Source organism: Mesorhizobium sp. 113-1-2 (assembly GCF_016756475.1).
In the GTDB taxonomy this organism is placed as follows: domain Bacteria; phylum Pseudomonadota; class Alphaproteobacteria; order Rhizobiales; family Rhizobiaceae; genus Mesorhizobium; species Mesorhizobium loti_C.
On sequence record NZ_AP023242.1, the window covers coordinates 5,710,209 to 5,724,054 of the forward strand.

Annotated in this window: 15 protein-coding genes; 12 read left to right on the forward strand and 3 right to left on the reverse strand. The window is 62.8% G+C overall.

All coding sequences use genetic code 11. The features are described 5' to 3' along the window. The first annotated feature begins 93 nt into the window (after nucleotides 1–93). Nucleotides 94–1,206 (forward strand): pyridoxal phosphate-dependent aminotransferase, encoded by a 1,113-nt coding sequence (locus JN279_RS27960; RefSeq protein WP_096456290.1) that lies wholly within the window; start codon nucleotides 94–96, stop codon nucleotides 1,204–1,206. Here JN279_RS27960 and JN279_RS27965 read toward each other — a convergent pair. Next, nucleotides 1,203–1,733, reverse strand: a complete 531-nt coding sequence (locus JN279_RS27965) for a MarR family winged helix-turn-helix transcriptional regulator (RefSeq protein ID WP_096456288.1) — start codon at nucleotides 1,731–1,733, stop codon at nucleotides 1,203–1,205. The two genes, JN279_RS27960 and JN279_RS27965, sit on opposite strands and share 4 nt — an antisense overlap. 183 nt (nucleotides 1,734–1,916) lie before the next feature. Here JN279_RS27965 and JN279_RS27970 point away from each other — a divergent pair, with 183 nt between their 5' ends. The 7 genes from JN279_RS27970 to JN279_RS28000 all read left to right on the forward strand — a co-directional run bounded on the left by JN279_RS27970 (nucleotide 1,917) and on the right by JN279_RS28000 (nucleotide 8,947). Beyond that, nucleotides 1,917–2,201, forward strand: coding sequence for an acylphosphatase (locus JN279_RS27970; protein ID WP_096456286.1), 285 nt, complete (start codon nucleotides 1,917–1,919; stop codon nucleotides 2,199–2,201). 82 nt (nucleotides 2,202–2,283) lie between these two features. Then, a complete protein-coding gene (locus JN279_RS27975; protein ID WP_096459046.1) occupies nucleotides 2,284–2,928 on the forward strand; it encodes a TetR/AcrR family transcriptional regulator in 645 nt (214 codons plus the stop codon). Nucleotides 2,929–2,995: 67 nt separating this feature from the next. Then, entirely contained in the window at nucleotides 2,996–4,159 is a 1,164-nt protein-coding gene (locus tag JN279_RS27980) for an isovaleryl-CoA dehydrogenase (RefSeq protein ID WP_096456284.1), read from the forward strand. 1 nt (nucleotide 4,160) lies between these two features. Beyond that, nucleotides 4,161–5,768 carry a carboxyl transferase domain-containing protein gene (locus JN279_RS27985; RefSeq protein WP_202350778.1) on the forward strand — a complete coding sequence of 536 codons (1,608 nt, stop codon included), beginning with the start codon at nucleotides 4,161–4,163 and terminating at the stop codon, nucleotides 5,766–5,768. A 1-nt stretch (nucleotide 5,769) separates the two neighbouring features. Then, nucleotides 5,770–6,300 carry an O-acetyl-ADP-ribose deacetylase gene (locus tag JN279_RS27990; protein ID WP_202350779.1) on the forward strand — a complete coding sequence of 177 codons (531 nt, stop codon included), beginning with the start codon at nucleotides 5,770–5,772 and terminating at the stop codon, nucleotides 6,298–6,300. A 120-nt stretch (nucleotides 6,301–6,420) separates the two neighbouring features. Continuing rightward, nucleotides 6,421–6,789: a hypothetical protein gene (locus tag JN279_RS27995; protein WP_096456278.1), complete on the forward strand. Its 369-nt coding sequence runs from the start codon at nucleotides 6,421–6,423 to the stop codon at nucleotides 6,787–6,789. 175 nt (nucleotides 6,790–6,964) lie between these two features. Next, nucleotides 6,965–8,947: an acetyl/propionyl/methylcrotonyl-CoA carboxylase subunit alpha gene (locus JN279_RS28000; protein ID WP_096456276.1), complete on the forward strand. Its 1,983-nt coding sequence runs from the start codon at nucleotides 6,965–6,967 to the stop codon at nucleotides 8,945–8,947. Between the two features lie 83 nt (nucleotides 8,948–9,030). Here JN279_RS28000 and JN279_RS28005 read toward each other — a convergent pair whose 3' ends face one another. Further along, nucleotides 9,031–10,152: a branched-chain amino acid ABC transporter substrate-binding protein gene (locus JN279_RS28005; RefSeq protein WP_027046653.1), complete on the reverse strand. Its 1,122-nt coding sequence runs from the start codon at nucleotides 10,150–10,152 to the stop codon at nucleotides 9,031–9,033. Nucleotides 10,153–10,585: 433 nt separating this feature from the next. Further along, on the reverse strand, nucleotides 10,586–10,852 hold the full coding sequence (locus JN279_RS28010; RefSeq protein ID WP_010915070.1) for a sel1 repeat family protein: 267 nt from the start codon (nucleotides 10,850–10,852) through the stop codon (nucleotides 10,586–10,588). 438 nt (nucleotides 10,853–11,290) lie between these two features. Here JN279_RS28010 and JN279_RS28015 point away from each other — a divergent pair, with 438 nt between their 5' ends. The 4 genes from JN279_RS28015 (at nucleotide 11,291) to JN279_RS28030 (ending at nucleotide 13,824) form a co-directional block, all read left to right on the forward strand. Beyond that, nucleotides 11,291–11,632: a DUF2147 domain-containing protein gene (locus JN279_RS28015; RefSeq protein WP_096456274.1), complete on the forward strand. Its 342-nt coding sequence runs from the start codon at nucleotides 11,291–11,293 to the stop codon at nucleotides 11,630–11,632. A 225-nt stretch (nucleotides 11,633–11,857) separates the two neighbouring features. Further along, nucleotides 11,858–12,010 carry a hypothetical protein gene (locus JN279_RS28020; RefSeq protein ID WP_179298143.1) on the forward strand — a complete coding sequence of 51 codons (153 nt, stop codon included), beginning with the start codon at nucleotides 11,858–11,860 and terminating at the stop codon, nucleotides 12,008–12,010. 39 nt (nucleotides 12,011–12,049) lie between these two features. Continuing rightward, nucleotides 12,050–12,244: a hypothetical protein gene (locus JN279_RS28025; RefSeq protein ID WP_202350780.1), complete on the forward strand. Its 195-nt coding sequence runs from the start codon at nucleotides 12,050–12,052 to the stop codon at nucleotides 12,242–12,244. Between the two features lie 116 nt (nucleotides 12,245–12,360). Continuing rightward, complete coding sequence (locus tag JN279_RS28030) at nucleotides 12,361–13,824, forward strand: AMP nucleosidase (RefSeq protein WP_244734766.1); 1,464 nt, start codon at nucleotides 12,361–12,363, stop codon at nucleotides 13,822–13,824. Nucleotides 13,825–13,846 lie beyond the last annotated feature (22 nt).

Here is a 13,846-nt window from a genome sequence, read left to right on the forward strand (position 1 = left end):
ACGAAGGAATCCAGCCTTCTGCACGCTCCGCAAGCTTGCGCCCACCTTGTCGCCACGCTAGCAAGAAACTCCCTTTCCACGCGAGCTTCCCTCATGCGTCTGCGTCCTCCTCTCACGCCCCTTATCGCAGCACTCCCGTCGACCGTGCCTTTTGTCGGTCCGGAAGCGCAGGAGCGTGAGCGCGGGCGAGCCTTCCGTGCCCGCATCGGTGCCAATGAGAGCAGTTTTGGCCCTTCGCCGCGCGTCATCGCCCGCATGGCCGAGATCGCCCGCGACATGTGGATGTATTGCGATCCCGACAATTTCGATCTGAAGGTCGCGGCTGCCGCGCATCACGAGGTGGCCGTCGAGAATGTCGTTGTCGGCGAAGGCATCGACGGCCTGCTCAGCCTGGTGGCGCGCATGTATGTCGCGCCTGGCGATGCGGTGGTCACTTCGCTCGGCGCCTATCCGACCTTCAACTTCCATGTTGCCGGCGTTGGCGGGCGGCTGGTGGCCGTGCCTTACGTGAACGACCGCGAAAGCCTGGATGGCTTGCTCGCGGCGGTCGTCAAGGAGAAGGCGCCGCTGGTCTATCTGTCCAACCCGGACAACCCGATGGGCAGTTGGTGGGAAGCGGACGAGGTGACCCGTTTCATCGAAGAGTTGCCGGAAACCACCATGCTTGTGCTCGACGAGGCCTATGGCGAATTGGGGCCGGCCTCGGCCCTGCCGCCGATCGATATCTCGCGGCCGAATGTCATCCGCATGCGAACCTTTTCAAAGGCTTACGGACTTGCCGGGATACGCTGCGGCTACGCGATTGCAGAGACCCAGGTGATCCGCGACTTCGAGAAGATCCGCAACCACTATGGCGTCAGCCGCATGGCCCAAATCGCCGGCGTCGAGGCGCTTGCCGACCGGGCCTATCTCGAGACGGTGGTGGCGCGGGTGGCTGCCGGGCGCCGGCGCATCGCTGATATCGCCGAGCAGAACGGGTTGAAGCCGCTGGCCTCGGCGACCAATTTCGTCACCATCGATTGTGGCCACGATGCTGCCTTTGCGCTGAAAGTGCTGCAGGGGTTGTTGTCGCGCGACGTCTTCATCCGCAAGCCGATGGCGCCAGGGCTCGACCGCTGCATCCGCGTCAGCGTCGGCCTCGACCACGAACTGGACATTTTTGCCGAGGAACTGCCCGGCGCCTTGGCGGCGGCGCGAGCGAACTAGCCAATTTCGCGGCGTTCGGATGCCGGCACTCCGCCCAGCAGATCCCTGACGCGTGCCAGCATATTCGACAGCTCGGCAGCTTCCTCGTCATCCAGGTTTGAGGTCAGGCGGGCGAGATCGCGATCCGCGGCCGACTGAAGCGCTGCAAGCGCGGCCTGGCCGCGCGCGGTGAGCGAGAGAATGCGCCGGCCCACAGCATCGGGACCAACACGCATTTCGGTCAGGCCGGCGGCAGCGAATTTTCGAAGGATTCTCGTGACGTAGGCCGGCTCCAACTGGAGTTCCCGGGCAACGTCGGACGCCGCTGGTGCGAAATCGACTTGAAACGCTCTTGCCAGGAAACCTGTCTTGCCGTCAGGGGCGGCGGCAATATGGCCGGATCGACGGCCCAGTTCGAACAGCACCCGCGCCTCGGTCAGCGTGTAGGCGCTGTGCGTCAAGGTTTCGTCGAGCAGCCCGATCAGGCCGGTATAGAACCGGTTGAAGCACCTGAGGTTGCGGACCAAAGCATTCCGATCGGTTGACATGTCAGGCACCCCAGAAGATTCCCATGCTGCCGGATCATCGCGAAAAAGTTGACCAAGTCAATTATATACTGGATCAAGTCATCTATCTTCGGACAACCGCGGCTCATCAATTTGATAGCGTCCCCAGTCAACCCAGTTGCCTTGGCTCGATCCTGCGCCAGACTCTATGCAAGGGAGTGAGCCATGAGCGATCGGAAGCGGGCAGTGCAGGCCCGCATATACGGCAAGGTGCAAGGCGTCGGCTACAGGATCTGGGCGAGAGGCGAAGCGACGGGGCTTGGGCTGGTGGGCTGGGTGCGTAACGAAAGAGATGGCTCGGTAACGGCATGGCTTGCCGGCGCCGACGCGGCGGTTTCGGCTATGATCGAACGACTTTGGCAAGGCCCGCAGGGCGCTTCGATCTCACGGATCGATGTCGAGGAGATCGAGACCTGGACCGCGCCTGGAGATTTTAGGATCGTCGCATAGGCGCATGCGCGTCTTGAATTCATCGGACTCTCTTGAATTAATTGAACGTTCGTTTTATTATCTTCGCATTGACGAGGCGATCATGGCGCGCACCACAGGATCCGACGGCGGGCGAACCGAGGCGGCAGTCCGCGAAGCGGCGGTCAACCTGATCGCACGCTACGGCTACGAGGCGATGTCGATGCGTCAGCTGGCGGCCGAGGTCGGCGTGCAGGCGGCCGCGCTGTACCGCTATTTCCCAACCAAGGAAGACCTGCTGTTCACCCTGATGCGCGAGCACATGGAAGGGCTTTGCGAGGCTTGGGAACATGCCCGGCCAACCGGCGCCGATCCGGCGGAGCAGCTTGCGGCCTATGTGCGCAACCATATCGCTTTCCACATCGAACGCCGGCACGCCACGCATGTGTCGAACATGGAATTGCGCAGCCTGTCGCCCGACAGGCTGACACAGATCCTGCGCATGCGCACGGCCTACGAAAAGGACCTGCGCACCATCCTGCGCGACGGCGCCGAGGCCGGCGCCTTCGAGATCGAGGACACCGGCCTGACGGCCATGGCGCTGATCCAGATGATGACCGGCGTCATCGTCTGGTTTCGCCCGGGCGAACGGCTGTCGGTCCCTGAAGTAACAGCGACATATCTTTCAATGACAATGCGGCTCGTCGGCGCGAAGATCGCTGACAGCGCCGCGTCCATCGGACGCGCAAAGGACGCTGTCCCACTTTGATTTTCGCGCATGATCCTTTCCGAAAATCAAAGTCGATTTTCGGGGTCATGCGCCACGGAGGAGAAACATGTATACGAACACGCTCAGCTTCGGGCATGACGAGGACATCGAGGCGCTGCGCGACCTGGTGCGGCGCTTCGCCCAGGACAGGATCGCGCCGATCGCCGGCGACATCGACCGCCAGAACGAATTTCCGGCGCATCTGTGGCGCGAACTCGGCGCGCTCGGCCTGCTCGGCATCACCGCTGATCCCGATTTCGGCGGCAGCGGCATGGGCTATCTCGCCCATGTCATTGCGGTGGAAGAGATTTCCCGCGCCTCGGCTTCGGTCGGTCTCTCCTACGGCGCCCACTCCAACCTCTGCGTCAACCAGATCAACCGCTGGGCGACGCCGGCGCAGAAGGAAAAATTCCTGCCGCCGCTGTGTTCGGGCGAGCGCATCGGCGCGCTGGCGATGTCGGAATCCGGCGCCGGCTCCGACGTCGTCTCACTCAAGCTGCGTGCCGAAAAGCGCAATGACCGCTATGTGCTCAACGGCACCAAGATGTGGATCACCAACGGACCGGATGCCGATACGCTGGTCGTCTACGCCAAGACCGATCCGGAGCGGAAATCGCGCGGCATCACCGCCTTCATCGTCGAGAAGGCGATGACGGGATTCTCCGTGGCGCAGAAACTCGACAAGCTCGGCATGCGCGGCTCCAACACCGGTGAACTCGTGTTCGAGAATGTCGAAGTGCCATTCGACAATGTGCTGCACGAAGAAGGACGCGGCGTCGAAGTGCTGATGTCGGGCCTCGACTATGAGCGCACGGTGCTTGCCGGCGGCCCGATCGGCCTGATGGCCGCCTGCCTCGATGTGGCGATCCCCTATGTGCATGAGCGCAAGCAGTTCGGCCAGCCGATTGGCGAATTCCAGCTGGTGCAAGGCAAGTTGGCCGACATGTACACCGTCATGAACGCGGCCCGCGCCTATGTCTATGCCGTCGCCGCCGCCTGCGATCGCGGCCAGACGACACGCAAGGACGCCGCCGGCTGCGTCCTGTTCGCAGCCGAGAAGGCGACGCAGATGGCGCTCGACGCGCTGCAGCTGCTGGGCGGCAATGGCTATATCAACGACTATCCGACCGGCCGGCTTTTGCGCGACGCCAAGCTCTATGAGATCGGCGCCGGCACCAGCGAAATCCGCCGCTGGCTGATCGGCCGCGAGATCATGGCGGAGGGGGTGTAGCATGGCCGTACTCCAAACCCAGATCTCCCCCTCCTCCGACACCTTTCGCACTAACGCCGAGCGCATGCGCGCGCTGGTTGCCGATATCGCCGACAAGGCCGCGACGGTCGAGCGCGGAGGCTCGGAGGAAGCGCGCGAGCGCCATATTTCGCGCGGCAAGCTGTTGCCGCGCGAACGGCTCGCGCAATTGCTCGACACCGGCTCGCCCTTCCTCGAGATCGGCCAGTTCGCGGCGTGGTCGATGTATGGCGAGGAGATTTCCTCGGCCGGCATGATCGCCGGCGTCGGCCGTGTCGAGGGCACCGAAGTTATGGTCGTCGTCAACGACGCCACGGTGAAAGGCGGCACCTACTACCCGCTGACGGTGAAAAAGCACCTGCGCGCGCAGGAGATCGCGCTGCAGAACAATCTGCCATGCATCTACCTGGTCGACAGCGGCGGCGCCAACCTGCCCAACCAGGACGAGGTGTTTCCCGACCGCGAGCATTTCGGCCGCATCTTCTATAACCAGGCCAACATGTCGGCCGCCGGCATCCCGCAGATCGCCTGCGTCATGGGGTCCTGCACCGCCGGCGGCGCCTATGTGCCGGCGATGTCGGACGAGACGATCATGGTGCGCAACCAGGCGACGATCTTCCTCGGCGGCCCGCCGCTGGTGAAGGCGGCCACGGGTGAAGACGTGAGCGCCGAGGATCTGGGTGGCGCGGACGTGCATACGCGGCTTTCCGGCGTTGCCGACCATTATGCGATGGACGACGAACATGCGCTCGCCATCTGCCGGCGCATCGTCAAAAACCTGAATCGGAACAAGACCGTAAGCCTGAACTTACAGAGATCGATTCCGCCGCTTCATCCGGCGGATGAACTCTATGGCGTCGTGCCGACCGATCTGCGTCAGCCCTACGATGTGCGCGAGGTCATCGCGCGTCTTGTCGACGGGTCCGAATTCGACGAGTTCAAGCAGAATTACGGCACGACGCTGATCGCCGGTTTTGCCCATCTCCACGGCATGCCGGTCGGCATCATCGCCAACAATGGCGTGCTGTTTTCCGAAAGCGCGCTGAAGGGCGCGCATTTCATCGAGCTGTGCTGCCAGCGCGGAATCCCGCTGGTCTTCCTGCAGAACATCACCGGCTTCATGGTCGGCCGGAAATATGAGGCCGGCGGCATCGCCAAGGACGGCGCCAAGCTGGTGATGGCGGTTGCCACCGCCAGGGTGCCGAAGGTGACCGTCATCATCGGCGGCTCGTTCGGCGCCGGCAATTACGGCATGTGCGGCCGCGCCTATTCGCCACGCTTCCTGTGGATGTGGCCGAACGCCCGCATCTCGGTGATGGGCGGCGAACAGGCGGCAACCGTGCTTGCCATGGTCAAGCGCAAAGGCATCGAGCGCAAAGGCGGCGAATGGAGCGCCGAGGAGGAGGCGAAATTCAAGAAGCCGATCCTGATGAAATACGAGCATGAGGGCCATCCGCTCTACTCATCCGCCCGCCTCTGGGACGACGGCATCATCGATCCGGCGAAGACGCGCGAGGTGCTGGCACTCAGCCTTTCCGCGTCGCTCAACGCCGAAATCGAGGAGACGCGCTTCGGCGTGTTCAGGATGTAAGATGAGCACGGCGCTGGACAGGATCCGCATCCACACCGGCGACATCACGAAGCTGGATGTCGACGCCATCGTCAATGCCGCCAACACCTCGCTTCTCGGCGGCGGCGGGGTCGATGGCGCCATCCATCGTGCCGCGGGCCGCGAACTCGAGTTCGAATGCCGGATGCTGAACGGATGCAAGGTCGGCGACGCCAAGATCACCAAGGGTTACAAACTGCCGGCCCGGCACATCATCCACACGGTTGGGCCGGTCTGGCAAGGCGGCAGCAAGGGCGAAGCCGAATTGCTGGCGTCATGCTATCGCAGGTCGCTGGAACTCGCGGCCGCCCATGATTGCCGTTCGGTGGCGTTTCCCGCGATCTCGACCGGTGTTTACCGCTACCCGAAAGATGAGGCGGCCGAAATCGCTGTCGGCACGGTCAGCATGATCGTCGAAGAGAAAAACACGCCCGAAACCGTCATCTTCTGCTGCTTCGGCGAGCATATGGCGGAACTATACCGGCGAGCCGTTGCTGCGCTGCGGAAAGGTTGAATTGCATGGACCAACCGATTCATCAGCATAAGCAAACTCCGACCCCCGACAAGGAACTGGCGGCGAGGAAAAATATTCGCTACTGCTTTTCCCGCGCAATGCAATGGGGACAGGGTGGAAATGAAACTGAAATATTGCCAGCGGACGGCTGCGTCGATACTTGCAGGATTACTAATATTAACGACAGCCGGCGCCAGCCAGGCGGGATCGCTCGCAGGAAGCAAGGGAGACGTGCGTTTTCCGCCGACCCTGGGCACGGGCGAATGCAACGTTGCCTACAAGGGCTACGTCGCGGCGAGCGGTCATTCGGCCTACGCCACGACCTTTTATTCGCGCGTCGTCGACCTCTACATCATCTGCGGCACGAAGCTCAACGCGCCGTCCCAGAAGGCAGCGGAAGAAATGGCGCTGCGCAACTGCCAGGCCGGCTTGACGCGTTGGAAGCTCAAGACCGCAAGTGGCGGCTGCGCGATCTCGGCATCGAAGTAGGCAAGTGCGCTTCGCTCGCAGAGCGCTCCCTTGGTGAGGGAATGCTCTGCATCAAGTGCCGAACTGCAAGGCGGTATCCGGCGAAGGGGAAGCCTGCCTGTATAGGTTCGCGAGACGGCAGGAGCGCGAAGGAACGCCTGCGTCGCTTTCAGCAAGCCCTGGCTATGGAGGCTCCATGTTCGCCAAGATCCTGATCGCCAATCGGGGCGAGATCGCTTGCCGTGTCATCCGCACGGCCCGCAAGCTCGGGGTGCACACCGTCGCTGTCTATTCGGATGCCGATGCGAAAGCGATGCATGTCGAAATGGCCGACGAGGCCGTTCATATCGGCCCCTCGCCTGTCGGCGAGAGCTATCTGCGTGGCGACAAGATCGTCGCGGCGGCGCTTTCGACGGGGGCGCAGGCGATCCATCCCGGTTACGGCTTCCTGTCGGAAAATCCCGATTTCGTCGACCAGGTGGTGGCGGCGGGGCTCACCTTCATTGGCCCGTCGGCAGCCTCGATCCGCGCCATGGGGCTCAAGGACGCCGCCAAGCGGCTGATGGAAAAGGCCGGCGTGCCGGTGGTGCCGGGTTATCATGGCGAGGCGCAGGAGATCGTGCTGCTTGCGTCCAAGGCTCGCGAGATCGGCTATCCCGTCCTGATCAAGGCGCGGGCCGGCGGCGGCGGCAAGGGCATGCGGCGCGTCGAGCATCCCGATGATTTCTCCGAGGCGCTGTCCAGCGCCCGGCGCGAAGCAAAAGCCGCGTTCGGCGACGACCGCGTGCTGGTCGAAAAATATGTCGACAAGCCGCGGCACATCGAGGTGCAGGTGTTCGGCGATAATTTCGGCAATGCGGTGCATCTCTACGAACGCGATTGCTCCGCGCAACGCCGCCACCAGAAGGTGATCGAGGAGGCGCCCGCCCCCGGCATGACGCCGGCGCTGCGCAAGGCGATGACAGAAGCGGCGGTGAAGGCCGCCAAGGCGATCGACTATTCCGGCGCCGGCACCATCGAATTCATCGTCGACGCCTCGCAAGGGCTGACGGCCGATCGCTTCTGGTTCATGGAAATGAACACCCGCCTGCAGGTCGAGCATCCCGTCACCGAAATGGTCACCGGCACCGATCTGGTCGAGTGGCAGTTGCGGGTCGCCAGCGGCGAGAAGCTGCCGAAAACGCAGAGCGAGATTGTGCTTGCCGGCCATGCCTTCGAGGCGCGCGTCTATGCGGAGGACGCGGCAAAGGGGTTCCTGCCGGCAACGGGCACGCTGCACCATTTGAAGTTTCCCGAGGCGGCACCCGATGGTGCCGCGATGCGCATCGAGACCGGCGTGCGGGCCGGCGATGCCATCTCGCCCTATTACGATCCGATGATCGCCAAGCTGGTGGTCCATGCAAAGGACAGGCAGTCGGCGCTGGAGGCGCTGGGCGCGGCGCTGTCGCGAACCGAGATCGCCGGCTCCACCGTCAACACCGCCTTTCTTGCCGCCCTTGCCGCCGATCCGGACTTTTGCACTGGTGACGTCGACACCGGCCTGATCGGCAGACACCAGGCGGCACTGACCGAGGTCGCACCGCCGACCGGCGAAATCGTCGCGGCAGCCGCCCTTGCCGCCTCCGGTGCAGAAGCTTTGCCGCAAACGAGCGAGCCATGGTCTTCGCTTTCCGGCTACGCACATTTCCACGGTGTGGCGCGGCGCACGCGGCTGAAGTTCGGCGATGCCGATATTTTGGCAAAGGTTTCGGTGCGGCCGGACGGGCGCTTCCAGGTGGCGCTCGGCGCGCCCTATGACAGCGCCAATGCACATGATTTTCGCGCCGTTCCCCGCCTCGCCCGCTGGCCAGGTCACATCACGGTGTTCGAAGGCGCCGTCGGCTATACATTCGCGGTGCAGGACCCGTTGGCACGCAGCGATGACGCGGCGGCTGCCTCCGGCAGTCTGCGCGCGCCGATGCCGGGCCTTGTGAAGCTGGTGCGCGTGGCCAAGGGCGACGCGGTGATCAAGGGACAAGCGCTGCTGATCCTCGAGGCGATGAAGATGGAGCACACCATCGCCGCCCCGCATGATGGGGTGGTTGCCGAGATCGCGGTGGAAGGTGCGCAGGTCACGGACGGGACGGTGCTGGTGCGGTTCGTCGAGGAGCAGACCGCCTCGACCGCTGCCGCCGGCTGAGACACGGAGCGCATCGCCGACCGCAAACAAAATGGCCGGGACGAACCCGGCCATTTCTTTGGTCTATCTGATCACCAGAGTGATTACTGCGCGATCGGAGCGTACTTGCCGTCATGCCACTGATTGATGTCGTAGCTGGCGTTCTTGAGGTCACCCTTCTCGTCGAAAGTGACGTCGCCTACCACAGTGCTGATCGGCGTGCCGTTCTTCAAGGCTTCGGCAACCTTCGCAGGATCGTCGCTGCCGGCGCGCTTGATGCCTTCGGCGAAAGCCTGGACCACGGCGTAGGAGAACAGCGTGAAGCCTTCCGGCACGAAGCCGCCAGCCTTGATCTTCTCCACCGCGGCCTTGGCTTCCGGCTTCGCCTGCGGGTCCGACGGGAAGACGAACATCGTGCCTTCGCCGGCCGGGCCGGCAACCTGCCAGAATTCCGGCGAAGCGATCGAGTCCGGCATGATCAGCTGGAACTTCAGGTTCTGTTCGGCCGACTGACGCAGGATCAGGCCGGCTTCAGGATGGTAGCCGCCGAAATAGACGACGTCGGCCTTGAGATCCTTGAGCTTGGTGACGAGCGCCGAATAGTCCTTCTCGCCGGGATTGATGGCGTCATAGTAGACTTCCTTGAGGCCACCGGTGTTCATGGTTGCCCTGACGGCATCAGCGACGCCCTGACCGTAGGCGCTCTTGTCGTGCAGGATGACGACGTTCTTGCCGGCATACTTCTTGGCGATCCACGGGCCGATAAAGGCGCCCTGAGCGTCGTCACGCGTATAGAGACGCATGATGGTCGGCCAGCCGGCCTTGGCGGCCGCGTCGGTCAGCACCGGGTTCGAGGATGCCGGGCTCATCATCAGCGCGCCGGCTTCGGCATAAACGGCCGAGGCCGGAATGCTCGAGCCCGAGCAGGCATGACCGTCGATGAATTTGACGCCATTGGCGACGATGCGGTTGGCGACCGACACGGCCTGTTTGGGGTCGCACTGGTCGTCCTCGATGTCGAGCTTGATCATCGAGCCGTTGACGCCGCCCGCGGCGTTGATGGCATCGGCGGCGGCCTGTGCGCCCTGCTTGAACTGGTCGCCGATGGTGGCGAGCTGCCCAGTCATCGGGCCGACCACCGAAACGGTGATGTCATCGGCGAAGGCGACCGGAGCACTCATCATCAGGCCGAAAATGGCCGCGCTCAAAATACTCATTTTTTTCATAGCAATAGAACTCCTCCACTCACGCGCGGCCGCCCCGGCCGCGCTTCTTCCAGAGAGGCGGGACAATTTCATCCTTCATTGGGCCTGTCTAGGCGCATCCGCACCGCTCGATTGGGCCTGCGAGGCCCCATACACGCGAAAAAGCCACGCCAGCCTTGTTCCGGCTGGTCGTGGCTTTTTTGCCTGTCGGGCTGTTTCCCCAGCGCCCCCGCGCCACGAAACCCAACGTCGCCTTCCCTGTCTTCCCTGCCATGATCTTGTCCGAAAACCGGATTCCACTTTTCGGGATCATGGTCCGTCGTACGGCTTGGCCTGTCCGGCTGCCGCATTCTTGTCGTTCATGGCCTGTGGCCCGGCTGTCTGCGCAGCCTTATCCTGTTTGGCCCGACCGTCTTCGAGCGGTCGTGGCCGGAGCGCCCCCGTCTGCCGGAACTCAGTGCATGGTCATCCATTCGCGGGCTTCGCGCAGCGCTTTGGCGATCTCGACCTTCGACATGGCGGCCGACAGTTCAGAGCGCAGTTCGGCGGCGCGGGCCGAGCCCTTGATGGCGGCGATGTTGAACCATTTGTGGGCGGCAACGACGTCGGTCTCGCAGTCGCGGCCGGTCGCATACATCATGCCCAGTTCGAAAAGAATGTCGGCCTGGGCAGTTGCCCCCATGGCGCCGAAACCTGCTTCAAGCATTTCAAAACGTGCCATTTTAGTCCCCTGTCTGGCTCCCGAGAGCTGCCTCCGTTTGTCTTGTCCGGGCTGCTCTTTCGATGCTTTCGAGAATGCCGATCAGGCTTGAATCCGTCGTTAAATAGCGTGCTTAATTTGAAGAAAACAAAGCTAAAACAAGAGGTAAACGGGTAAATTCGTTAAGGATACGAAGCCAGCAATTCGGCTGGTTTTCGCCAAATTTGACGAAAATTTTCGGCGGCGGAATCAACACTCCGCTAACCACGGGAAACAAACACGATGCGCCGATCGTTTTATTTCCTCCGCGACAAGGCGGATTCAGGTGCTTTCAAAATCCCAAAGTCTTCCGTTGCGGCACCCGCTTTTGTTTTGTCGGGAGCTGGATTAGCTTACGTTTGCGTAAGCGGCAGACCGGCGAGGCGGAGAATTCGGCCGGCTATCCAAAGGGAGCAAGACATGTTTCGAAAAGTGAGCCTGGCTCTTGCAGCCACATTGATCATGGCCGGTGCGGCGTGGGCCGATCCGATCGAGGGCAACTGGAAGACGCAAGCCGGCGACACCGCCGCCATTTCAGGCAGCGGCTCGTTTTCCATCACGCTCAAATCAGGAAAATACGCCGGCAAGACCATCGGCTCGCTGAAAGCGGCCGGCGACAACAAATATGCCGGCAGCATCACCGATCCGGCAAACGACAAGACCTATTCGGGCAAGGCGACATTGGCGGGCACCTCGCTCAAGATGAGCGGATGCGTGCTTGGCGGACTGATCTGCAAGAGCCAGACCTGGCACAAGCTCTGATCGACCACATCCTTGTGACCTGACGACGGGGCCCGGCAGGGCCCCGTTTTCGTTTCAGCGGCACGTCGAACCCTGGTGCTCCCGCCCTGCTGGCTGTGGCCGTCCGGGCTCGCGGCGACCCGCTAAAATCCCGTCAATCAATTTGAACCGCAGATGAACGCCGACATCAGAGCCGGTTCAGAGGCGTTGGGGCATTCTCTCGCGTGTTGAAGGAGACACGACCCAATGCTTGCTCGCCGCTTCACCATCGTCTGCCTGCTGATGAGCCTGTTTGGGATGTTCTTCGCCATCCTCGTCGCTGAAGCGGGCCGTTCCCCCCGCTCCTGGGACCAAGCCAGTTCCTGCCAATTCGATTGCGTGAACCATTTTCGCCGCTGAAGCGACAAAGACACAGATCCAGAGAGAAAAGCAAAAGCCATGACCCGCATCGCCGCCAATACCCTCCAGACCCTTCGGCTCCTGCCGCGGGCTGCGCTCGTCCTGGTGGCTCTTTCAGCACCGGTTCTGGCCGTGCCAATAATGCGCGCCGACGCCGGCTCGACGATCGAGGCGCCGGCCCTGAGGAAGTCCGGCGTGGGTTTCGTGCTGCTGGTCAGCCTGCAGCGCGGATAAAGAAAAGTGGCGCTTTGGGCGCCTTCGACAGCGACACCCCTCCCAACCGCACGTCCAAGTCTCTATATTGAGCCATGGAAAAGCGAATCTATCCCCAAGCCATCGAATCGGTCGTCATGCCGGAGCCTTTTGGCCGGCAAAGCTTTGATAGCGCCGAAAAGGCCGTTGCGGCGCTGCAGCTGCTTTACGACCGCAACACCAAGTTCCTGCGCGATGCCTTCGCGGCCCTGGCGTCGGCCGGCGGCGACAGCAGCAAACGCTACCGCGCCTTCTATCCCGAGATCGGCGTCACCACGAGTTCGTTCACCCAGGTCGACTCGCGCCAGGCCTATGGCCATATGCCGACGCCCGGCCATTTCGCCACCACGATCACGCAGCCGCGGCTGTTCGAGCGGTACCTTATCGAACAGCTGCGCCTGATCATGCGCAACCACGGTGTCGCGGTCACGGTTTCGGAATCGACCACGCCCATTCCGCTGCATTTCGCCTTCCTGGAGGGAGCTTACGTCGACGGGGCCGCCGCGGAGCGCATCAAGCGGCCGATCCGCGACCTGTTCGACGTGCCGGATCTCGACGGCACCGACGACCAGATCGCCAATGGCACGTTCGAAGTGGCCTTCGGCGAACCAAGACCGCTGGCGCCGTTCACGGCGCAGCGCATCGACTATTCGCTGCACCGCATGACCCATTACACCGCCACCAGCCCGCAGCATTTCCAGAACTTCGTGCTGTTCACCAACTATCAGTTCTACATCGACGAGTTCGTCGCCCGCGCCCGCGACCTGATGGAGAAGGGCGGCGGCGGTTACGCTGAATTCGTCGAACCGGGTAATGTCGTGACCAAGGCCGGACAGAGCACGCCCAGCGAAGGTGTTGGACCGCAGCGTCTGCCGCAGATGCCGGCCTATCATCTGAAAAAGCCGAACCATGGCGGCATCACGATGGTCAACATCGGTGTCGGCCCTTCCAACGCCAAGACGATCACCGACCATATCGCCGTGCTGAGGCCGCATGCCTGGGTGATGCTTGGCCATTGCGCCGGGCTGCGCAACACCCAGGCGCTCGGCGACTATGTGCTGGCGCATGCCTATGTGCGTGAGGACCATGTGCTGGACGACGATCTTCCAGTCTGGGTGCCGATCCCGCCGCTGGCGGAAATCCAGGTTGCGCTGCAGGAAGCGGTCGCCGAAGTCACCGGCCTGTCCGGCTACGATCTGAAGCGCATCATGCGCACCGGCACGGTGGCCACCATCGACAACCGCAACTGGGAATTGCGCGACCAGCGCGGACCGGTGCAGCGCCTGTCACAGTCCCGCGCCATCGCGCTCGACATGGAATCGGCGACGATCGCCGCCAATGGCTTCCGCTTCCGAGTGCCCTACGGCACGCTGCTGTGCGTTTCCGACAAACCGCTGCATGGCGAGTTGAAACTGCCTGGCATGGCGACCGAGTTCTACAAGCGGCAGGTGGCGCAGCACCTGACCATCGGCATCAGGGCGATGGAGAAGCTGGCCGAGATGCCGATGGAGCGGCTGCATTCGCGCAAGCTCCGGAGCTTTTCGGAGACGGCGTTCCAGTAGGCGGCCGCCAAGCCTCGGCGAG